The organism is Tateyamaria sp. LSS28 (genome assembly GCF_059611725.1).
In genome coordinates, this window is sequence record NZ_JCAPFI010000010.1 from 39816 (window position 1) to 60581 (window position 20766).

At 60.7% G+C, this 20766-nt stretch carries 22 protein-coding genes; 6 read left to right on the forward strand and 16 right to left on the reverse strand.

Annotated elements, in window-relative coordinates; translation table 11 throughout:
• Together AC53L6_RS22600 and AC53L6_RS22605 are read left to right on the forward strand one after the other, a co-directional pair.
• Entirely contained in the window at positions 1-570 is a 570-nt protein-coding gene (locus AC53L6_RS22600) for an NAD(P)H-dependent oxidoreductase (RefSeq protein WP_496909471.1), read from the forward strand.
• A 38-nt stretch (positions 571-608) separates the two neighbouring features.
• Positions 609-1700 carry an acetoin utilization protein AcuC gene (locus tag AC53L6_RS22605; RefSeq protein ID WP_496909472.1) on the forward strand — a complete coding sequence of 364 codons (1092 nt, stop codon included), beginning with the start codon at positions 609-611 and terminating at the stop codon, positions 1698-1700.
• A gap of 68 nt (positions 1701-1768) precedes the next feature.
• Here the strand turns inward: AC53L6_RS22605 and AC53L6_RS22610 are convergent, their stop codons facing one another.
• Together AC53L6_RS22610 and AC53L6_RS22615 are read right to left on the reverse strand one after the other, a co-directional pair.
• Positions 1769-2164 carry a (R)-mandelonitrile lyase gene (locus AC53L6_RS22610; RefSeq protein WP_299209788.1) on the reverse strand — a complete coding sequence of 132 codons (396 nt, stop codon included), beginning with the start codon at positions 2162-2164 and terminating at the stop codon, positions 1769-1771.
• The gene (locus AC53L6_RS22615; RefSeq protein ID WP_496909508.1) at positions 2161-3618 is read right to left on the reverse strand and encodes an ABC transporter substrate-binding protein; all 1458 of its coding nucleotides are present in this window, start codon (positions 3616-3618) and stop codon (positions 2161-2163) included. The genes AC53L6_RS22610 and AC53L6_RS22615 overlap by 4 nt, the downstream gene beginning before the upstream one ends.
• Before the next feature lie 206 nt (positions 3619-3824).
• Here AC53L6_RS22615 and AC53L6_RS22620 point away from each other — a divergent pair, with 206 nt between their 5' ends.
• The 3 genes from AC53L6_RS22620 (at position 3825) to panC (ending at position 6349) form a co-directional block, all read left to right on the forward strand.
• Positions 3825-4580 (forward strand): SDR family oxidoreductase, encoded by a 756-nt coding sequence (locus AC53L6_RS22620; protein WP_496909473.1) that lies wholly within the window; start codon positions 3825-3827, stop codon positions 4578-4580.
• 78 nt (positions 4581-4658) lie between these two features.
• Positions 4659-5492 carry a 3-methyl-2-oxobutanoate hydroxymethyltransferase gene (panB, locus tag AC53L6_RS22625; RefSeq protein WP_496909474.1) on the forward strand — a complete coding sequence of 278 codons (834 nt, stop codon included), beginning with the start codon at positions 4659-4661 and terminating at the stop codon, positions 5490-5492.
• Positions 5489-6349 (forward strand): pantoate--beta-alanine ligase, encoded by an 861-nt coding sequence (panC, locus tag AC53L6_RS22630; protein ID WP_496909475.1) that lies wholly within the window; start codon positions 5489-5491, stop codon positions 6347-6349. Before panB ends, panC begins: the two co-directional genes overlap by 4 nt.
• Here panC and AC53L6_RS22635 read toward each other — a convergent pair whose 3' ends face one another.
• The 4 genes from AC53L6_RS22635 to AC53L6_RS22650 all read right to left on the reverse strand — a co-directional run bounded on the left by AC53L6_RS22635 (position 6350) and on the right by AC53L6_RS22650 (position 9619).
• On the reverse strand, positions 6350-6835 hold the full coding sequence (locus tag AC53L6_RS22635) for a type II toxin-antitoxin system death-on-curing family toxin (protein ID WP_496909476.1): 486 nt from the start codon (positions 6833-6835) through the stop codon (positions 6350-6352).
• 153 nt (positions 6836-6988) lie between these two features.
• A complete protein-coding gene (locus AC53L6_RS22640) occupies positions 6989-8257 on the reverse strand; it encodes an acetylornithine deacetylase/succinyl-diaminopimelate desuccinylase family protein (RefSeq protein ID WP_496909477.1) in 1269 nt (422 codons plus the stop codon).
• A gap of 91 nt (positions 8258-8348) precedes the next feature.
• Positions 8349-9224, reverse strand: coding sequence for an MBL fold metallo-hydrolase (locus AC53L6_RS22645; RefSeq protein WP_299209812.1), 876 nt, complete (start codon positions 9222-9224; stop codon positions 8349-8351).
• Complete coding sequence (locus tag AC53L6_RS22650; RefSeq protein ID WP_496909478.1) at positions 9221-9619, reverse strand: rhodanese-like domain-containing protein; 399 nt, start codon at positions 9617-9619, stop codon at positions 9221-9223. Before AC53L6_RS22650 ends, AC53L6_RS22645 begins: the two co-directional genes overlap by 4 nt.
• Positions 9620-9776: 157 nt before the next feature.
• Between AC53L6_RS22650 and AC53L6_RS22655 the strand changes: the two genes are divergently transcribed.
• Positions 9777-10472, forward strand: a complete 696-nt coding sequence (locus AC53L6_RS22655; RefSeq protein WP_496909479.1) for a fumarylacetoacetate hydrolase family protein — start codon at positions 9777-9779, stop codon at positions 10470-10472.
• Here the strand turns inward: AC53L6_RS22655 and AC53L6_RS22660 are convergent.
• The 10 genes from AC53L6_RS22660 to AC53L6_RS22705 are packed head-to-tail and all read right to left on the reverse strand — an operon-like array spanning position 10469 to position 20751.
• On the reverse strand, positions 10469-11080 hold the full coding sequence (locus AC53L6_RS22660; protein WP_496909480.1) for a cysteine hydrolase family protein: 612 nt from the start codon (positions 11078-11080) through the stop codon (positions 10469-10471). The two genes, AC53L6_RS22655 and AC53L6_RS22660, sit on opposite strands and share 4 nt — an antisense overlap.
• Complete coding sequence (gene glpK / locus AC53L6_RS22665) at positions 11080-12552, reverse strand: glycerol kinase GlpK (RefSeq protein WP_496909481.1); 1473 nt, start codon at positions 12550-12552, stop codon at positions 11080-11082. The genes AC53L6_RS22660 and glpK overlap by 1 nt, the downstream gene beginning before the upstream one ends.
• Positions 12549-14126 carry a glycerol-3-phosphate dehydrogenase gene (gene glpD, locus AC53L6_RS22670; RefSeq protein WP_496909482.1) on the reverse strand — a complete coding sequence of 526 codons (1578 nt, stop codon included), beginning with the start codon at positions 14124-14126 and terminating at the stop codon, positions 12549-12551. Before glpD ends, glpK begins: the two co-directional genes overlap by 4 nt.
• 25 nt (positions 14127-14151) lie before the next feature.
• A complete protein-coding gene (locus tag AC53L6_RS22675) occupies positions 14152-14781 on the reverse strand; it encodes a LysE family translocator (protein WP_496909483.1) in 630 nt (209 codons plus the stop codon).
• Positions 14778-15320: an isopentenyl-diphosphate Delta-isomerase gene (gene idi, locus AC53L6_RS22680; protein ID WP_496909484.1), complete on the reverse strand. Its 543-nt coding sequence runs from the start codon at positions 15318-15320 to the stop codon at positions 14778-14780. Before idi ends, AC53L6_RS22675 begins: the two co-directional genes overlap by 4 nt.
• The gene (locus AC53L6_RS22685) at positions 15317-16495 is read right to left on the reverse strand and encodes a geranylgeranyl diphosphate reductase (protein ID WP_496909485.1); all 1179 of its coding nucleotides are present in this window, start codon (positions 16493-16495) and stop codon (positions 15317-15319) included. The genes idi and AC53L6_RS22685 overlap by 4 nt, the downstream gene beginning before the upstream one ends.
• 4 nt (positions 16496-16499) lie before the next feature.
• Entirely contained in the window at positions 16500-17756 is a 1257-nt protein-coding gene (locus AC53L6_RS22690; RefSeq protein WP_496909486.1) for a PucC family protein, read from the reverse strand.
• Positions 17753-18652 carry a chlorophyll synthase ChlG gene (chlG, locus tag AC53L6_RS22695; RefSeq protein ID WP_496909487.1) on the reverse strand — a complete coding sequence of 300 codons (900 nt, stop codon included), beginning with the start codon at positions 18650-18652 and terminating at the stop codon, positions 17753-17755. Before chlG ends, AC53L6_RS22690 begins: the two co-directional genes overlap by 4 nt.
• A 48-nt stretch (positions 18653-18700) precedes the next feature.
• Positions 18701-20122 carry a transcriptional regulator PpsR gene (gene ppsR, locus AC53L6_RS22700; RefSeq protein ID WP_299775639.1) on the reverse strand — a complete coding sequence of 474 codons (1422 nt, stop codon included), beginning with the start codon at positions 20120-20122 and terminating at the stop codon, positions 18701-18703.
• Positions 20119-20751: a cobalamin-dependent protein gene (locus AC53L6_RS22705; protein ID WP_496909488.1), complete on the reverse strand. Its 633-nt coding sequence runs from the start codon at positions 20749-20751 to the stop codon at positions 20119-20121. The genes ppsR and AC53L6_RS22705 overlap by 4 nt, the downstream gene beginning before the upstream one ends.
• Positions 20752-20766 lie beyond the last annotated feature (15 nt).

The following is a 20766-nucleotide window of genomic DNA, read 5'->3' on the forward strand; positions in this document are numbered from 1 at the left end:
ATGACCAAAAAGGTTTTCATCTGGGTGGCACATCCCAAACCCGGATCGCTGAACGCAGCCTTGGCGGAACGCTATGCGCAAGGGGCCCGGGCCAAGGGGGCCGAAGTGCGGATCATGCACTTGTCGGACATGGACACCGAACACGGCTATGATGCGGATACACCCGTGTCAGCGGATGTGCAGGCGTGGCAGGACAACGTCCGCTGGGCCGATCACGTGATGATTGTGCATCCCTATTGGTGGGGCGCGATGCCGGCGCAGGCCAAGGCGGTGATGGATGCGGGGCTGCAATCGGGATTTGCCTACAAATATCACGGGCGCGGTCTGGGCTGGGACAAGCTGCTTGAGGGCCGGACGGGCGATGCGATCATCACGGCCGATACACCGCCATGGGTCGATACGCTGCTCTACCGCAGTCCGGGCCGCCGCGTGATGCGCAACCAGGTCATGAAGTTCGTTGGTGTGAAGCCCCGCAACGTTGTGATGCTGGGATCGGTCAAACTGGCCAAGCCCGAAAAGATCGCAAATTGGCTGAAGCGGGCCGAGGCGATGGGCGCTGCGGCGGCCTGACCCCTCGCCGCCGGGAGCAGGGCGGTTATGTATGGGGCATGAAACGCCCCTTGTTCATTGGCTCCGAGATCTACCGCGGATCGTCCTACGGAACGTGGCACCCTTTGCGGGTGCCGCGCGTATCCACCGTCATCGACCTGAGCCGCGCGATGGGGTGGTTGCCAAACGAAGCCTATGTTCCCAGCCCACGTGCCAAGCCAAACGCACTGACCATCTGGCACACACAGGCGTACCTGTCGGCCTTGCACGCGGCCGAAACAGCGCAGCATGTGAGTGATGACGTAAGAACCCGGCACGGTTTGGGTACGTCCAACAACCCGGTCTTTCCCGAGATGTACCGCCGTCCTGCCACGGCAGCGGGGGGATCGCTGTTGGCAGGTGAACTGCTTCGTGACGGAGGCATCGTCTATCACCCAGCAGGCGGCACACATCACGCGATGCCGGATCGGGCCGGGGGGTTCTGCTATCTCAATGATCCGGTGCTTGCGATCCTTGCCCTGCAGCGGAACGGGGCTGCGCGTGTCGCATATGTGGATATTGACGCGCACCACCCGGATGGGGTCGAGGTCGCCTTTGGCGATGACCCGGATGTGCTGATGATCTCGGTGCATGAGGATGGGTTGTGGCCGCGTACAGGCGCGCTTGGAGCGATGGATACCTTGGTCAACATACCTGTTCCACGACATCTCAACGATGACGAAATGGCCCTGATCCGGGATCAGGTCATTTTGCCCCGTGTTGAGGCATTTCGACCGGACGCCATCGTCATTCAGTGTGGCGCCGACGGGGTCGAGGAAGACCCCCAAGCGCATTTGTCCCTCTCCAACACGGCGCATTGGGCCATCGTCCGCGCCCTGATGAACCTCGCCCCGCGGCTGTTGGTGCTAGGTGGCGGTGGCTACAACCCTTGGTCCGTGGGACGTCTGTGGACTGGCGTTTGGGCCACGTTGAACGGGTACGGCATTCCCGACCGCGTCACCCCCGACGGCGAGGACGTGCTGCGTGGATTACGCTTTGATGGCAACCGGCGCGGCAAAAACCCACCAGAGCACTGGTTTACGTCGCTACAAGACACCCCCCGCAACGGCCCGATCCGGGAAGAGGTGCGACACCGTCTCGCGCAACTCTGATCCCCATTCACTTGGCCAGATAAACTTCGGGGGGAGGCCGCAGGCCGGGGGGCTGGCCCCCCTTCGACCTATCCGCCGTAATCCGCGTCGCTGACCTGTTCCAGCCATGTGGCGGCTGACCCGTCCAGCGCCTCTTGCATGGCGATATGGGTCATGGCGGTGTCCGGCGCTGCACCATGCCAATGCTCGGCATCTGCAGGAATCCAAACCGTGTCACCCGGGCGGATTTCTTGCGGTGTCTCGCCCCGCATACAGATCAACCCGGCCCCTTGGGTCACATGAAGCGTCTGGCCCAGCGGATGCGTGTGCCATGCCGTCCGGGCTCCCGGTGCGAAATGTACGGTAAGCGCATGCAGCCGCGCCGGCGCTTCGGCCGAGATGATCGGATCCTGCCACACTTCACCAGTGAAGTACTCCGGGTTCGCGCGCTGGCTTGGGCGGCTGCCCGCCCTGTGTAGGATCATTCTGCCCAACTCACACCCGTGAGGTCCGTGGCCTGCGTGGGTGCGTTGGTCCAGAGACCCTGTACCTCGGCCTTGGCGACGGACAGCTGTGCCAGTTGGAACAGGTAGCCGTTGACCGCATCATTCGCGATCATTTCCTGCGCCTTGGCCATCAGGTTCGTGCGCTTGTCGGGATCCGTGGTGCTGTTCAGCGTGCCGACCAGTTCCTGGAACGCCGGGTTGTCGTATTGGAAGTAGTAGTCGGGGTTGGCGTAAATCCCGATGTCCATAGGTTCAGTATGGCTGACGATGGTCAGGCCGAAATTCTTGCCCCGAAACACGGTTTCCAACCATTGTGCCCATTCGACATTGATGATCTCGGCTTTGATGCCAACATCGGCCAGTTGCGCGGCAATGATCTCGCCCCCGCGACGGGCATAAGAGGGCGGCGGCAGGTGCAAGGTTGTTTCAAACCCGCCTTCCATCCCGGCCTCGGCCAGAAGGGCGCGGGCCTTTTCAGGATCAAAGGCAGACCCACCGGTCAGATCGACGTAAGCCGGGTTGTGCGGCGCAAAGTGCGTCCCGATCGGGGTGCCATAGCCGAACATGGCCCCGTCGATGATGGCTTGGCGGTCGATGGCGTGAGCGACGGCCTGCCGCACACGCAGATCATCAAAGGGGGGCTGTGCGTTGTTGGTCGACAGGATCGTCTCGCCTTCGGTTGACCCGACAAGCACCTGAAAGCGTGGATCAGCTTCGAATTGCGGCAGGTTCTCGGGCGCGGGGAAGCCGGTGAACACGTCGACATCCTCGGCCATCACGGCGGCAAAGGCGGCCGTTGGGTCCGAGATGAATTTGAACGTGGCTTCGGTCAGGGCAGGTGCATCGCCCCAATACCCGTCGTATTGGCTGATGCTGATGCTGTCGCCCTGTGTCCAGCTGTCAAACTTGAACGGGCCGGTGCCGATGGGTTGCTGCTTGATGTTCTCAATGCTTTCCGGGGCCACGATCACGGCATCACCCCATGCGAGGTTGAACAGCAGGTTACCATTGGGCTCGCTCAGCGTCATGCGCACGGTTTGCGGGTCGACCACCTCGACCAAGGCGATGGCAGCATAAAGCGCCTTTTGCGCATTGGCGCTGTCTTCGGCAAGGATGCGGTCGAAGGTGAATTTCACATCCTCGGCGTCCATGCCAGTGCCGTCGTGGAAAGTGACGCCGTCGCGTAGGGTGAATGTATATGTCAGCCCGTCATCCGAGATTTCCCAGCTTGCCGCCAGACCCGGCACAACCGACCCATCGCCCATGAAGCGGGTCAGCCCCTCGAACACGTTGGAATAAAGCACCTGGTCGATGGCCCCCGCGGCGGCCGAGGTGGGATCAAGGTGCGGGGGCTCCAATTGCATGGCCACAGTGATATCTGTTTTTGCCCAGGCCCCCGTCGCGGCAAGGGCGATGGCAGCGGTGGTCATCATCAGTCGGTTGAACATGGCGGTCTCCCCATCGGTGCGTTTCCCCCAGCTTTCCCGCAAACCGGGCACCGTGCAAGCCTTCTGTGCCTTTGACCCGTTTCTTGCGGGTTATGCCGCGGCGCCGACGCCTGCGCAGGAAACGGGTCGGCGCGCGGTCGCATGGTGCGTAGAGCGGGCGCATGAACACAGATTTCCGAAAGGCAGAAAACATGCGACTGAAAGACAAAACGATCATAATCACCGGTGCAAGCAGCGGGATCGGCGCGGCGGCGGCCCGGCTGTTTGCGCAAGAAGGCGCAAACGTGGTTCTGGGCGCCCGACGGGTCGACAAGTTGCAGGAGATCGCAGGCGAGATCGAAGCCTTTGGCGGGCACGCCGCCTATGCTGCCGGAGATGTGGGCGACCCATCTGTTGCCAAGGCACTTGTCGATGCGGCCATTGCGCAATTTGGCGGCCTGGGTGGTGCATTCAATAATGCCGGTATGGTGGGTGACATGGGTCCGGTCACGGACATGACGGATCAGACATGGTCCGATGTCATCCAGACCAATCTGACAAGCGCATTCCTGTCGGCCCGCGCCCAAATCCCCGCGCTGGTCAAGCAGGGTGGGGGCGCTTTGGTGTTCACGGGATCATTTGTCGGGGTCAGCAATGGCGGGATGCCCGGCATGGCGGCCTATGCCGCGTCCAAGGCGGGGTTGATGGGCCTTGTCCAATCGCTGGCCAGCGACTGGGCCGGGCAGGGCATCAGGGTGAATACGGTTTTACCCGGTGGTACACGTACGGCTATGGCGGGTGACGACCCTGACACCATCGATTTCGTAGCGGGATTGCACCCGATGAAACGGCTGGCGGACCCGGAGGAAATTGCGCGCGCCGCCCTGTTCCTGCTGTCAGATGAGGCGTCCTTTGTCACGGGCGCGCCGTTGATTGCAGATGGCGGAATGTCCGTGCGTATGCTGTGACGTCACGGCCCGGAGTGGTGACATTGCGGCCCCGGGCCTGCTATGGGCGCGCAACGACATTATGCGAAGGACATGGACATGAGCGCCACAGCCCGCAAAACCGCCCCCTTGCCCGACGATATCCGGGCCATGAAAGGGGGCACGCCGATTGTCAGCCTGACGGCCTATACCACCCCCATGGCACAGATGATGGACGCCCATTGCGACTTTGTCCTTGTGGGTGACAGCGTGGGCATGGTGCTGCATGGGCTGCCTTCGACCCTTGGCGTGACGATGGACATGATGGTGATGCACGGCAAGGCAGTCGCGCGCGGTCTGACATCCGCCATGATGGTGATCGATATGCCCTTTGGCAGCTACGAAGAAGGGCCGCAACAAGCGTTCCGCAATGCCGCGCGCCTGATGGCCGAGACGGATGCAGGCGCGGTGAAACTGGAAGGCGGCGTGGCGATGGCCGACACCATCGCGTTTCTTGTTGCACGCGGTATCCCGGTCATGGCGCATATCGGTCTGACGCCCCAGTCGATCAACACGCTGGGTGGCTACAAGGTACAGGGCCGGGGCGACGCGGGGGCGGCCCTGATGGCTGATGCCAAGGCGGTGGCAGAGGCCGGTGCCTTTGCCGTCGTGCTTGAGAAGGTGCCGGAAAACCTTGCCAATGACATCACAGGTGCGGTTGATATCCCAACCATCGGGATTGGTGCGTCGGCTGGATGCGATGGGCAAATCCTTGTTGTCGACGACATGCTGGGCCTCTTCACCACCTTCAAGGCCAAGTTCGTGAAACGCTATGCGGAATTGGGCGGGGATGGCGAAGCCGCCATCGCGGCCTATGCCGAGGATGTGCGCGCGCGCCGCTTCCCCGGGCCGGAACATGTGTTTGGTGATGCAGTGCCCGGAGCCAAGACATGACAGCGCCGATCGTGCGCACCTTGGCTGAGTTGCGCGAGATGACCCGCGGGTGGCAGCGGGCCGAAGAGTCAATTGGCGTTGTCCCCACCATGGGCGCGCTGCATGACGGCCACCTGAGCCTCGTGGCGCGCGCCAAGGAGATGTCCGATCGGGTGATCGTGACGATCTTTGTGAACCCGAAGCAGTTCAACAATCCCGAAGACTTGGAGAACTATCCACGCACCGAACACGAGGATGCCCGCAAGCTGGAACGCTTTGCAGTCGATGCGATCTATGTCCCTGATGGACCGCAGATGTACCCGGAGGGGTTTGCAACGAATATCAGTGTCAATGGTCTCACCAACGTATTGTGCGGTGCACATCGGCCCGGTCACTTTGACGGGGTGGCAACAGTGGTGACCAAGTTGTTCACCCAGACTTCGGCCGATTTTGCGTTCTTTGGCGAAAAGGACTTTCAGCAATTGCAGGTCGTGCGTCGGTTGGCCCGCGATCTGGATCTGGGGGTCGAAGTGGTGGGTTGCCCGACCATTCGCGAGATCGACGGGCTGGCCATGTCCTCCCGCAACCTGTTGCTCTCTGATCAGGCCCGCAGTCGGGCTGCTGCGCTGAACGACGTCATGGAAGAGATGGCCGAGGCGTTGGGGCAAGGCGCGCGAATTACCGACCTGTTGCCTGATGCGCAGGCGCGGCTGGCAGCAGCCGGGTTTGGCGAGATCGACTATCTTGAGATGCGCACCAATGACACGCTGAGCATGATCGAGCAGGCCAGCCAACCCGCGCGGCTGTTTGCCGCCGCGTGGATGGCCGGTGTCCGTTTGATCGACAATATCGACGTGCCGGTGATCGCCAAACGCTAACTAGTCATCGAGCTTGGACAGCCGCGCACGAAACCAGGTTTCGAGCGCGGTTTGCGACATGGCCCCGGTCACCACATCGACCACCACGTCATCGATCCTGTCCCCGGCGTGGATGGCAAGGTCGTAGCCGCTGTTGAGGCACAGCACTTCTGTCGTCAGCCACGCCGTGCGCTTGTTGGCATCGTTAAACCCATGAGAGGTCGCTAGGCCGTGCAGCAAAGCTGCGGCCTTCTTGTGGATGGGCAGGTGATAGCCGTGATAGGGGCGGCCAATCGCGCCAAGGATGCTGTCGAGATTACAGATACCCGGCAGTCCGCCAAACGCCTCAAGCGACTGCTCATGCGCTTCGAGAACATCGCCAAGCTTGATACGGTAGTGCCGCTTACCGATTGGCCAGCCGCTGCAGGGCGTCCCTGTTCTTGCTAATCGAACTGCGCACGACTTTGGGAGTCTTCTTGCCCGAGGCGTGCTCGGACGTGTCCCCACCTTCCTTGCGGATGGTGAACCTTCCGGTGGTTGCACTGCGGGCAACGGTTGCGCTGTTTGTCTTGGCCATATCTACGGTGTCCTTCTGCACCAGAAAATGCACATCCCGTATCAACATATCAAGGGATCATGAACCGACCCTTGCCGTTTGGTTTAAGGTAACAACAGGGTTTCCAGCGCCCGTCCCATCACCTTGGCACTGTCGAGCATATCGGTGATCCCCACCCATTCATCGGGCTTGTGGGCCAGTTCCAATTCGCCCGGACCATAGGCGATGCAATTGCGCAGCTTGCCGATCCGGTCGATATGTTTTTGATCATAAGACCCGGGGGAGGCGACATAGGTGGGTTCGACCCCCAGTACGCTTTCAATGGCGGCATGGACTGTTTCTACAACGGGTGCGGATTTGTCCGTCATAGATGGCAAGACCACGTTCAACTCGCGCATTTCGTATTCAAACCGGTCTCGTGAGGCTTTCAGCCCTTCAAGTAGCTCGACCACTTCACCGCGCACCTGTTCCACGTTTTCTTCGACCAGAAAGCGGCGGTCGATCACGATGCGGCAGCTATCTGGCACGCAGTGGGCGGGCAGGCCGTCATAGTCTTCGGCCTGTTCGGGCTGGCCGCCATGGATGGAATTGATGTTCATCGTGGATTGCCGGGCACCATCCGGCACCACGGGCATTTCGGTGTGGCGCGCCGCCATAGCCGGGTAAAGGTCACTTTCGAACTTGTCCAGCACGGCCCCCATGTGCCGCACCGCGCAATCACCGAGAAATGGCATGGAACCATGAGCAATCTCGCCCTTCGTCTCGATCTCGGCCCACCAGCCGCCGCGATGACCCAGGCAGATGCGGTCCTTGTTCAACGGTTCGGGGATAATGACATGCTGGACGCGTTCCGGCGCAAACAGACCTTTCTCTGCAAGATAGGCGACACCACCATAGCCACCCGATTCTTCGTCCGCTGTTGCACTGATTTCAATCGCACCGGCGTAGTCGGGGTGTTCTTCGATAAACGCCTCCGCCGCGATGACCGAGGCGGCCAGCCCGCCTTTCATGTCACAGGCACCCCGGCCATAGATCTTGTCGCTCTCAACCTCGGCCCCGAACGGATCGCGGGTCCATCCGTGGCCCACCTCGACCACATCGTGGTGGCTGTTGAAATGCACACACTCCCCGGCGCGCGTCCCTTCGCGCCGCGCCACCACGTTCCAGCGCGGGTAGGTGTCGCTGTCACCCGGTGTGCCATGGGCGCGGATCATCTGCACCTCGAACCCGTGCCCCTTCAGCCGATCCCCGACCAATGCGCAGATGTCGTGATAGTGCCGTCCCGGCGGGTTCAGCGTGGGAATGCGGATCAAATCCTGTGTCAACGCGATCAAAGCGTCGCGGTGACCGTCGATGCGAGCGGACAGGGTCATGGCCCGAGTGTCGAACCGCAGACATCAAATGGCAAGGGACGTCCCAACGCAACCGGGCCCTTCGGGGAGGATTTTTTAAAACAGGGAAGTGTCAGAGTTTGCCCAATGGGACCTTGAGCGCCATATCTCCCTCGTCATCACGCGGGATTTCACCGGCACGCATGTTCACCTGTAGCGCGGGAATGATCAGGCTTGGCATCGCGAGCTGTTTGTCCCGTTCCGTGCGAAACTTGATGAAATCCTCGCGCGTTTTGCCGCCACCCACGTGAATGTTCTTTTCCCGCTCTTCCGCCACTGTCGTCTCCCACGCGATCGCCCGCCCGCCGGGGCCGTAATCGTGGCAGATGAACAAGCGCATGGCATCGGGCAGGGCCAGAACGCGCATGATACTGTCGTAGAGCTGTCCGGCATCTCCACCCGGAAAATCCGCGCGGGCCGAGCCACCGTCAGGCATGAATAGCGTATCGCCGACAAAAGCAGCATCCCCAATGACATGCACCATGCAGGCCGGGGTATGGCCGGGCGTGTGCATGGCAAAGCAGGTCATTCCGCCAACCTCGTAGCTGTCGCCGTCTTCGAACAGCGCATCGAATTGCGACCCGTCGCGTTGGAACTCGGTCCCTTCGTTGAACACTTTCCCAAAGGTGTCCTGCACATCGGTGATCTTGGCACCGATGCCGATCTTCCCACCCAAAGCCTGCTGGATGTAAGGTGCCCCCGACAGGTGATCGGCGTGGACATGGGTTTCGATGATCCAGTCGAGCCGGAGGTCATTGGCGCGTATGTGGGCGATGATCTTATCGGCACCATCGAAATTCAAAGCACCCGCGGCATAGTCTATGTCCATCACAGCATCGATGACCGCACAGGCCCGCCCGCTTGGTTCCTGCACGACATAGGAAATCGTATTCGACCGCTCATCAAAGAACGGGGTGACTTTCGGGTGACAATTCATATCGGGTGTCATGCCCTGTCCTCCTTTTCCACCGGGCCGCCTTGCGCTTCCCAGGTCGAGAAACCTTCGCGCAGATGCCCCGCCTCAAATCCCATGTCCTTCAATGTGGCGACGGTCAGCGCCGATCGCCAGCCCGAGGCACAATGAAACAGGTATGTTTTGTCAGCCTGACCGAACACGTCCTTGAAGTAGGGGCTGTCGGGGTCGACCCAAAACTCGATCATGCCGCGCGGCGCATGGACCGATCCGGGGATGTATCCACTGCGCTGACGTTCGCGAATGTCCCGGATATCGACGATAACGACGTCAGGATTATCCACTGACTTGATGGCATCCACCGTCTCAACCTCTTTGATGCGGGCGCGCGCATCGGCGACCATTTTCGCGGCAGTTGTCTTCAGGCCCATCGGCACCTCCGTTTGAATGTGTGAACTGTGCCAGCAGGTTTCGGCCACAGCAAGGCCGGTAAGCGCCCTGTAATGTGGATTATGTGAAATTATGTGGCTAGGGTAGACGCCCAAGCCTCGTTCGGGTCATGTGCCTTTAACAAGGAAAGGGCCAGACATGGGCTTTGTCATACCGCCTCCACAGCAAGCCTCTGTTGCCATTGCAGGGTTAGAAGACAGGTTCCCGGTCCGCCGCATCTTTTGCGTCGGCCGCAACTATGCCGCACATGCGCGCGAGATGGGCAATGATCCCGACCGTGAGCCACCCTTCTTCTTTACCAAACCCGCGGACGCCGTTGCGGACAGCCCCTGCACCATTCCTTATCCGCCGCTGACGGCAGACCTGCACCACGAGATCGAACTGGTCATCGCCATCGGTACCGGAGGCGCAAACATCTCGGCCGATGCCGTCATGGATCACGTCTGGGGCGCCGGTGTGGGCATCGACATGACACGCCGCGATCTGCAGGCCGAAGCCAAGAAGATGGGCCGTCCGTGGGACTGGGCCAAAGCGTTTGATTTTTCCGCCCCGATGTCGCCGCTTGTGCCGCTGGCGGATGTGCCCAGCCTGACAGCCGGGCGCATCTGGCTCGCCGTGAACGGAGAGGTGCGGCAGGACGCAGACATTTCAGACCTGATCTGGCCTGTCCGCGATCACGTGGCTTACCTGTCGCAAGCGGTGACCTTGGCCCCCGGTGACTTGATCATGACCGGAACACCTGCCGGTGTTGGCGCTGTCCAAACTGGTGACGTGATGACCGGCGGCGTCGAAGGGATCGCAGAAATCGAGGTGACCGTCGGGCCGCAAGGCTAAAGCGCGGCCAACACTTCTTCTAAACTGCGGCGTGCGCCTGTTTGAAGATACTCCATGGCACGCAAGGACGCTTCGTGCGCTTCCAGGCTAGATCCAGCAACGCAATCCTCGATCACGCGGCAGAAATAGTCGTGCTGATGCCCGTCAACAAAAGTGTAGTGCACACAGACATCGGTCAGGCCACCGACCAGCAGCAAGGTGTCAACCTTGAGACCTTTCAGCAGGATCTCGAAATCCGTCCCGAAAAAGGCCGAATAGCGCCGCTTGCGGATCACGTAGTCATCCGGACGCACATCCATTTCCTTGACCGCCAGCGCCGTGGCCGGGTTGTTATCAAGACAGTGCACATCCTCGTCCCCGTCCAGTTCGCGGCCAAAATCAACCATGGACGGATGGTGGACCTCTTGGATGAAAATCACTGGCACGTCTGCGGCGCGCGCGGCGTCAATCGCGGTACGTGCAGCCAGCATGCGATCCTTGTAGCCTGGCATATTGTCGATCGACCGCACTTCGCTGTCGTCGATAAATGTACTGGCCTGAATGTCGATCACGATCAGAGCCGCACGGCCCTCGATCAAAGCACGCGGTGTCTTGCTTGCGTTTGCCATCAAACGGCCTGCGTTGCATCGATTGCGCGTTTCCAACTGCCATAGCCCGCTTCACGCGCATCTTCCGACATCTGCGGATCAAACCGTGCTTCGCGTGCCCATGTGGCAGCGAACCCTTCGGTATCCGGGTAGATGCCAGCACGCATGCCGGCCAGCCATGCCGCCCCCAGTGCCGTTGTCTCAAGCCCGGCAGGCCGATCTACCGGCGCGCCCAGCATGTCAGACAGGAATTGCATGGCCCAGTCATTGGCGCTCAGCCCGCCATCAACGCGCAGCACTGCATCGCCCGCATCGGGCCAATCCGCCCGCATCGCTTCCCAAAGGTCGCGTGTCTGGAAGCCGATGCTCTCCAATGCCGCGCGCGCCATGTCGGCAGGCCCCGTATCCCGGGTCAAACCGAAGGTGGCGCCGCGGCAATCCGGGTTCCAGTACGGGGCGCCCAGACCTGTGAAGGCGGGCACAAGCGTCACGTTCCCGCTGCCCTTCTCGGCCAGCGCTTGCGTTTCGGCAGCACTGGCGATGACGCCCAACCCGTCACGCAACCATTGCACCACGGCGCCAGCGATAAAGATTGACCCTTCAAGCGCATAGGTCGGTTTTCCATCCAGCTGATACGCCACGGTGGTCAACAAACGGTTGTTCGATGTCACAGGCGCGTCGCCTGTGTTCAGAAGCGCAAAACAGCCCGTGCCATAGGTCGATTTCAGCATCCCCGGTTCGAAACAGGCCTGTCCAATGGTTGCCGCCTGCTGGTCGCCCGCGACGCCATAAATCGGGGTCTCACCGCCCAGCAAATCCGTCACACCAAAATCAGACGCGCAATCGCGGACCTCGGGCAACATCTCTATCGGGATGTCTAGCATGGTACACATCTCGGGGCTCCACGCCCCTTTGTGGATGTCATAGAGCATCGTGCGCGCAGCGTTGGTCGCATCGGTGACATGGGCCGTGCGCCCGGTCATGTGCCAGATCAGGAAGCTGTCGACGGTGCCAAACAGCAGCTTGCCCGCCTTGGCCCGATCCCGCGATCCCCCATGCTGATCAAGGATCCATTTCACCTTGGTTGCACTGAAGTACGGGTCTAGCAGCAAACCGGTGATCGCCGTCACCTGATCGCCATGCCCATCGGCCCGCAGCCCTTCGCACATCTGCGCCGTGCGCCGGTCCTGCCAGACAATGGCATTGTGCAGCGGCTCACCTGTTTCAGCGTCCCAGATCACAGTCGTTTCGCGCTGGTTGGTGATCCCAATCGCTGCAATGTCGCTTGCCCCCAATCCCGCCTGGTCCATCGCAGACTTGCACGTCGATTGCACAGTCGCCCACAAGTCGGCGGGTTCGTGTTCGACCCAGCCACTGTTCGGGAAATGCTGCGTGAATTCTTCCTGCGCCGAGGCGACAGGCTGCATGTCCCCGTCAAACACAATCGCACGCGAGGACGTGGTGCCCTGATCGATGGCAAGAATATGGGTCATGCAGCGTTTTCCTTCATCCAGTCGTCCACGGCAGTGCGCTCTTCTGCACTCAGGCGCAAACCAAGTTTGGTCCGCCGCCACAATGCGTCATCGCCAGCCACCGCGTATTCGCGGGTCATCATCCATTTGAGTTCGGCGCCGGTCAATGTCGCACCGAAAGCGGGCCCAAGATCCTCTGCCGATTTGGCGTCGCCCAGCACGTCCCACGCTTCGGTGCCGTATGCCCGGATCAGGCGCGCGGCCCATTTCTGGTCGAGGAACGGGTAGTCGGCCATCAGCTTCGATGTCAGTGAGCCAACTTCGGCCACTTTGAAATCCCCGCCGGGCAGCGCAACACCAGCGGTCCATGCCTCGCCCAACCCCATCTTGGCCAGCGCCTTTTCTGCCAGCTTGCGATAGGTGGTGATCTTGCCGCCAAAGACGCTCAGCACGGGTGGGCCGTTGTCATCCAGCGCCAGCACATAATCCCGCGTCGCCGCCGTGGCCGAGGATGCGCCATCGTCATAGAGAGGCCGCACACCGGAATAGGTCCAAACCACATCTTCCGGCGTCACCGGCTTCTCGAAATACTCGGTGGCAAAGGCGCACAGGTAATCCCGCTCTTCATCGGTGATCGCGGGCTTTGTATCCGCATCCGTATGTTCGGCATCAGTCGTGCCAATCAGGGTGAAATCCTGCTCATAGGGAATGGCAAAGATGATCCGGCCATCGGTGCCCTGGAAGAAATACGCCTTGTCATGGTCATAGAGCTGCTTGGTCACGATATGCGAACCGCGCACCAACCGTATGTTGTGCTGCGAGTTTTGCCGCATCACGCCGGTCAGAATGTCGGCGACCCAAGGGCCACCCGCGTTGACCAGGGCCTTGGCGCGATAGGTGCCCTTCTCGGTCTCGATCCGCCACGTATCGCCGTCCCGCGTGGCCTCCTTGACCGCGCAACGGGTCAGGATCGTGGCACCCCGCGCTTCGGCATCGCGGGCGTTCAGCATGACAAGCCGTGAATCCTCGACCCAGCAGTCACTATATTCATAGGCCATCTTGAACCGTGACTTCAGGCCCTTGCCCTCGGGCGCGGTGGTCAGGTCCAGCGTCTTGGTGCCCGGCAGAATCTCCCGACCGCCCAGATTGTCATAGAGAAACAGGCCCAAACGGACGAGCCACGCGGGGCGCCGCCCCTTCTCGATCCAGGGCATTGTCATACGCAGCAAACGCGAGGTCGGCGTATCGCTGTCGAACCGCATGTCGGGGGCGTAGGGCAGGACAAAACGCATGGGCCAGCTGATATGCGGCATCGCCTTCAGCAGCACCTCGCGCTCTTTCAGCGCGGATTTCACCAGCCCGAATTCGAAGAACTCAAGATAGCGCAGCCCACCATGAAACAGCTTGGTCGACGCAGACGAGGTTGCACCCCCCAGATCACCGGCCTCGGCCAAGGCAACACTCAGGCCACGGCCCGACGCGTCACGGGCAATCCCGGCCCCGTTGATACCTCCACCAATCACAAACAGATCATAGATTTTGTCGTCCGACACGCCCGCGTCCTCCGGATGGGTACGGAGTCCTCTTAAAACCATAGTAGGCAGTGATCAATCGTTAGCGTTAACGTTGCGGCGTGATGTCCTTGAGACCCAACAGAACGGCCGCCCCGATCATTAGGCCGCCACAGACGCGATTGATGGCCGTCATGGATCGCTGTGCAAAACGGGTAGCCACCCGGTCCCCGGCCCAGCCCCACAACAGCAGCGTGGCACCGTCCACGACAAGATACGTGGCCCCAAGGATCAACAGCTGCGGCAGGATTGGCGCATTGACCGTGATAAATTGCGGGAAAAGAGCTGCAAAGAAGACAACGGCGAACGGGTTGGTCATCGAGGTTATGAACCCAAGGCGAAACAGTCGAACGGGATGGGCAGCGCCATCCGCACGCCCCCGCGCACCGTCGCCTCGGGACATCATCATGCGCAGCCCGATCCACACCAGATAGGCTACGCCCAACCATTTGATGACACCAAAGGCCGCCGCAGACGTGGCTATCACCGCAGCAAGACCAAAAGCGGCAGCCGTCATCTGGATCACGTTCGCACTCAAATCACCGGCAATCACCCAGACAGAGCGGCGCAACCCGTGCTTCATCGCATTTGCAATGATCAAAAGCTGGCTGGTATCGGGTGGCGTGGCAAAAAACACCGCAACAGCCGCGAGGTACAAAAGATAGATCTCGACACTCACACCCGCGCGGCCTGCGCCAGGTCAGCGCCAAAGATCGTGTCGGCATGGTCCGCCAGGTAGATGCGCAGCCATGGCGTAAAACGATCAGGATGACGGGCCACCGTGGCCATCAGATCGTGGTAGTCGACCCACTCGTAGGCCATGACTTCATCCGGGTTTGGCGCCACGCGCAGATTGCCCCGGACATGGCCCAGATAGACCTCAACCACCTCGTGCTCAATCAACCCATCGCCCACATCGGCGCGGTATTCCAGATGGTGGCGATGCTCTAACGGCACGCCGGTCACGCCCAACTCTTCGTTCAAACGGCGCGCGGCGCATACCGACGGCGCTTCGTCCCATTCGGGATGCGTGCAACACGTGTTCGCCCATAGGCCCGGCGTGTGATACTTGCCCATCGCGCGTTGCTGCAACAACACCTCGGTGCCCCGCACAACAAAGACCGACACGGCCTTGTGCTTTAGCCCGCGCTGATGCGCCTCCAGTTTTTCCACCGGGGTCAACGCGCCGTCGACCCAGGCAGGGATCATGATCGTCATACGTGGTTCGCCTTCACCAACCCGGTCAGGTGGGCCATGTTCTTGATACCGATTTTCAGATGCGCCATGGGCCGCGCCTTGACCAGCTTCTTGTTCATATACGCCTCGAAGGTCAGACGCTGCACATCTATGTCGTGACAAAGTGACACAAAGCGTTCGCGCCGGTCGTCACTGCGATAATAGGCATTCTGCATCGACGCCAGAACCCGGAACACAGTCTTGTGCTCGCGCATGAACAGCTTGCGCGCCAGTTTCAGGTCCTTGACGCGGCCCGACGCGAGCATAGCCGCACAGGCCGTCGCGGCCACTCGGCCCCCAACCATGGCATAGTAGATGCCTTCGCCCGAGGACGGGGCCACGACACCAGCCGCATCCCCAGCCAAGACAACATCCTTGCCGTTGTCCCAACGATCCATCGGTTTCAGGGGTATGGGTGCGCCTTCCTTGCGCAAGGTCTCGCACTCGTCCAGACCGGATGCAACGCGCAGCGCCGCCGTCGCTTCCTTGAGGTTCACAGACGATTGCTCGGACCCCATCCCAACGCTTGTCGTGCCACCATGCGGAAACACCCAGCCATAGAAGTCGGGCGATATGGACCCGTCATAGATCACGTCACAGCGCATCGGATCATAGGTGTCCGTTGCCTCTGGTGCCTTGATGATCTCGTGATAGGCAAAGACAAGCGGCACCTTGTCCGCCCCCTCAACCTCGGCCTGCCCCACGCGGGACTTGGCGCCATCGGCCCCGATCACCAGCGTGCAGGGCAGTTCGCGGTGTTCCTGCGTTTCCTTGTCACGGTAGATCACCACTGGATGCCCATCGGGTCGGTCGATACGCACAAACGTACCGGTGAAATACGCGGCCCCCGCATCGGCGGCGCGCTGGCGCAGGAACGGATCGAAATCCTTCCGATCGACCATCCCGACATACCCGTTCTCGATCGGGATATCGACGCGACGACCCGTGGGCGAAATCATCCGGGCGGTCGTGACCTTGGTCAACAACTGCTCTTCCCCGATGTGAAAATCCTGCATCAACCGGGGCGGAATGGCCCCACCGCAGGGTTTGATCCGCCCCTCGCGGTCCAGCAGGGCAACGGAATGACCCGACCGAACCAGATCCTCAGCAGCAGTGGCACCGGACGGTCCTCCGCCCACAATAACGACATCATACATTATACTACTCCCCCGGAACCAAGGTTACATCATGGGTCTCGGCCGCCCGCATCACGCGAGAGGCGACCAGAGCGGCACATAGGAACAGCGCCGCTTCGAATGTAAAAACCGTGCCGTAAGCCGCAGCATCGGGCAGGATCAAACGGGTCAGGTCCAGCATGCCCGTGGCGACCAACCCAGCCAGACCCGCGGCAATGGCCTGCGCCGCACCAAAGACACCCATGCGGGTGCCGGTGTTGCGCGCATGGGCGGCGGCCAACTGCATCATTGAACCGACCGCGCCAACGACAAACAACCCGTTGCCCAAGCCCAGCACAACCGTCGACGGCACCAGCGGCAGACCGGTCCCCAGACCCAACAGGCCTAGCGCTGACAAGACACAGCCCGTCACCGCCCAAAACCGCAGACTGCCAATTCGCAGATGCGACAGGACCCCCGCCGCAATCATCCCAATCAGGGCGGCCCCGTCCTTACCCCCCGACAGCTTGGTGCTGTCCTCGGGGCTCAGGCCATGCACATGACCGGCAAAAGGCTCGAAGATCAGTTCGGACAAGTAAAACGCGAGGATCGACAGAAAGACAAAGCCGGTAAACTGGCGCGCTGCGGGGTCAGCCCATGTGCGGCGCAAGGCTGCAATCAATGGCGTATCATCCGCCTGATGCTCGAATGCGGCATGGCTCTCAACTCCAATGGTTGCGATCACACACAGGAGGAAAGCCACCGCACAAACCGCAGCAACCACCCACACCAACCGATCCGGGCTGTAAGGCTCAAGCGCAATGCCCGTCCCAACAGAGGCAAAGATCGCGCCAGCGATCAGCAAGAGCCACGCCAGCGTCGCCCCTGCCCCTTTGCGCGGCCCGGTCACGCAGGCCAGCAAGGCAAGGAAAGATGTGCCTGCCGCTCCGATCCCGAGGCCAATTGCGGCATAGGACAAAAGCCAAACGGCCAGCGCCAAAGGCACCGAGGTCTCGGCAAGCAATATGCCCCAAGCCGCGCCAATCACACCCAAGGCGACGACCGCAATCCCGCCAAGGATAAATGGCGTCCGACCGCCTTTCACATCTGACCGGTGGCCCCAGACAGGTCGGGTCAGTTGCACACCATAATGCAGAGCGACCAGCAGACCGGGCAGCAAAGCGGGCAACGCCAGCTCGACCGTCATCAACCGATTGAACAGATTTACGGGTAGTGCTGCCAGCCCACCGATGGCGGCATTCACAAGGCACAACCGCACCAACATGCCCCAACCCGCAATCATGCCAACCCCCGCAACGCAAAGGCGGCGACCATCATGCCGGAGACATAGAGCAGCACACCCGTGCCGTTGTACCAAGGCGCCTTCGCCTTTGGATCACGGAACATGATTGTCATGGCCCAGAATTGCAGCAAGAGGACCAAGGCAACCCCCGCCGCATGGGCGGGCCGATCCCACAGGGCCAACAGCGCAATCACCACGGCTTGTGGCACCGCCATCACGGCACAGGCCACCTGTGCCGCGCGACGCGGACCAAGGGTCACAGGCAGGGAATTGACCCCCATCTGCCGGTCGCCTTCCAGCGCTTTGAAATCATTCAGGGTCATGATGCCATGCGCGCCCAGCCCATAGAGGAGCGCCACCAGCAACACCTCGCCGCGCGGTGCGCCTGCACTCAGCACGGCGGCGCCAGTGATCCAGGGCAAAGTCTCATAGCTCAGACCGACAAGGCCCGGACCCCACCATCCCGACCGCTTCAGGCGAACGGGTTCAGCCGAATAAGCCCACGCGGCCAACACGCCCGCAATCGTCGCGGCAAAACCCCACGGACCCAACTGCCAGCCGACAAACAGGGACAGGGCGGACATGGTCAACGCAATCCACAGCCCCCATCGCCCCGGAATACGACCGGACGGGATCGGGCGGTCGGGTTCGTTGATGGCGTCCACATGCCGGTCGCACCAGTCATTTGCAGCCTGAGACATCCCGCACACGATAGGGCCCGCCAAAAGCACACCCAGCAAGATCAAAGACCACTGCCCCGCCGGGGACGCCCCGGATGAGATGACACCACACAGATAGGCCCACATCGGCGGGAACCACGTGATCGGTTTGATCAGGCGCAGGGCCGCCGCAGGCTCGGGAAATCGGCGCGCAGGTAAAGAAGGGCTGACATCCATGTGTCAACTATGGCTGACACTTTGAGTCGGTGCAAGGGTTGCAGCAGCCTAGCCGTTCTTGCTCAGCAGCCCATATTTGCGCAGCTTGACGTAAAGCGACTGACGGGACAGCCCCAACATCTCGGCCGCGGCAACGCGGTTGTTGCGCGTCAGGTTGACGGCCGTTTCAATGCACATCTTCTCAACCACATCAGTGGTCTCGGCCACGATCTCTTTCAACGACGCAGAGCCGATCAGGTCCATAACGTTGCGGCCAGGCTCTGGCATGCTCGGCCCGCCGCTGCCTTCAACCTTGCGGACACCTTCCAGACGGCTGACATCACGCATGATCAGTGCCACGGCAGGGTTCTGCGCGTCTTCAAGCGCAGTGGCTGAAACTTCGACAGGGATGCGCGCACCCAGATCGTTCACAAGACGGGTGGCATAGACACGCATCTGCCCGGTGCGGGCCGCATTCTCCAACAGCACACCCAGATCAATCTGACCGCGGGCCAGATATTCGGCCAGGGATTGACCCACCACATCCGAAAGGTGGGTCGCACCGATCAGATCCAGAAAGGCATCATTGACGGACAGCGTGGTGCCACGCGGGTCCATAAAGACAATGGCATCCGTCGTTCCCCGGAACAGCGACACCGCATGATTGGCGGCCGAATCCGTGTTTGACGCAATCGCTTCGCTGCCGACAAGACGACACATCAGAACACGCTGCCCTGCAGCGCGGAACAAGGTCGGATACAAGTCGATGGTTTGATGTGTCCGCGACGTACGCACCGGTACAGCTTCACCACCGTCTGTCAGGGTGGCATTCATCAGGCTTTCGGTCAGCTCCGCACCGGACCGATCCTTGAACAGGCTGGCAAGGGTGACACCCACAAGCGCATCCGGCTTCAGGCCCAGCAACGCTGCAGCCCGGCCATTCGCATCTTCGATCCGCCCGGTCTGCACCGACACGAACACAATCGCATCGTCAACATTCGACATGACCACACGATAACGCGCGTCAAACTCGCGGCTGGCCTCGTATCCTTGCTCAAGCGCAATCTGGGCCTGCACCAACTGCTGCTGCGTTTCGGCAATGGGGCGCAGGTCGCGACCCAACAACAAGACCCCATTTTCTTGTCCAAAACGGTGAAACGTATAGCGCACAGGATATTGCCACACGGCATTGTCGCTGTGGTTCAGCTCAAGCGGCTTTTTCGGCGGATGCCCCGACATATACGCGTCGTGCGCTTGCTGAAACTTTTCAATGCTCTCTTCCGTCAGGAACTCGACAACAGGTCGACCTTCCCAATGGCTCAGGTTGCCAAAGCTGTCATCCTGGTCGTTCAACAGCACCGACAGGATCGTACCTTCGGCAGATACAACAAGAGCGATGTCCGAGGCAGCCGCAATAATGCTGCTCAGAAACTCAGGCTCAATGAGCGGGACAGCGCCGCTTGTCCAAAAACTGCTTCCGTCAGTTGTCATCTACGGGCCAATGCCTTTTTGCGCTTCGTCGTGAAGCCAACAACATCTTTTGCCGTATTCGTCACAAGATCGACGCCTGTTTGTTCTGTTATATGTTCAGTGATCCCAGAATAGGCGCCACCTATGGCCAACACGGGACTCATATCACTTGCTTCTCTTATCTTTGTAACCGTTCCACATGCGGTTTCAAGGCCCGCGGCCCGCGCACATGAGAACAGAATCATATCCGGCTGATCATATTCAACCCTGGCAAGAATCTGAGGTGTTGCCTCGTTGATCGACAGGCTGACATCACAGCCCAGCCGACGCAGCTGCGCCGCAACAACGCTGGCTCCCAGGAAATGCTGCTCGCCATCAGGAACAATGACCAATGCGTGCAATACATTGCTCTGGTCCACCGACTCGCGCGTAAGGCCATGTGCCGCAACGCCCAAAAGCGCCTGCAAACGCAACGAACCCACCGTGACCGTGGCAAAATCCAGGTCTGATGTCATCCATTGCGCGCCCAGGTATTCCGCAGCCTTGGGAATATAAAGGTCAATCAGCGCATCATGGGTCAGGCGGTAGGTGCTCAACTCCTCCAGCACCAGCGCTGCATCAAAACTGCCATCAGACAGAACAGCCCGCACCAGATAGTCGATGGC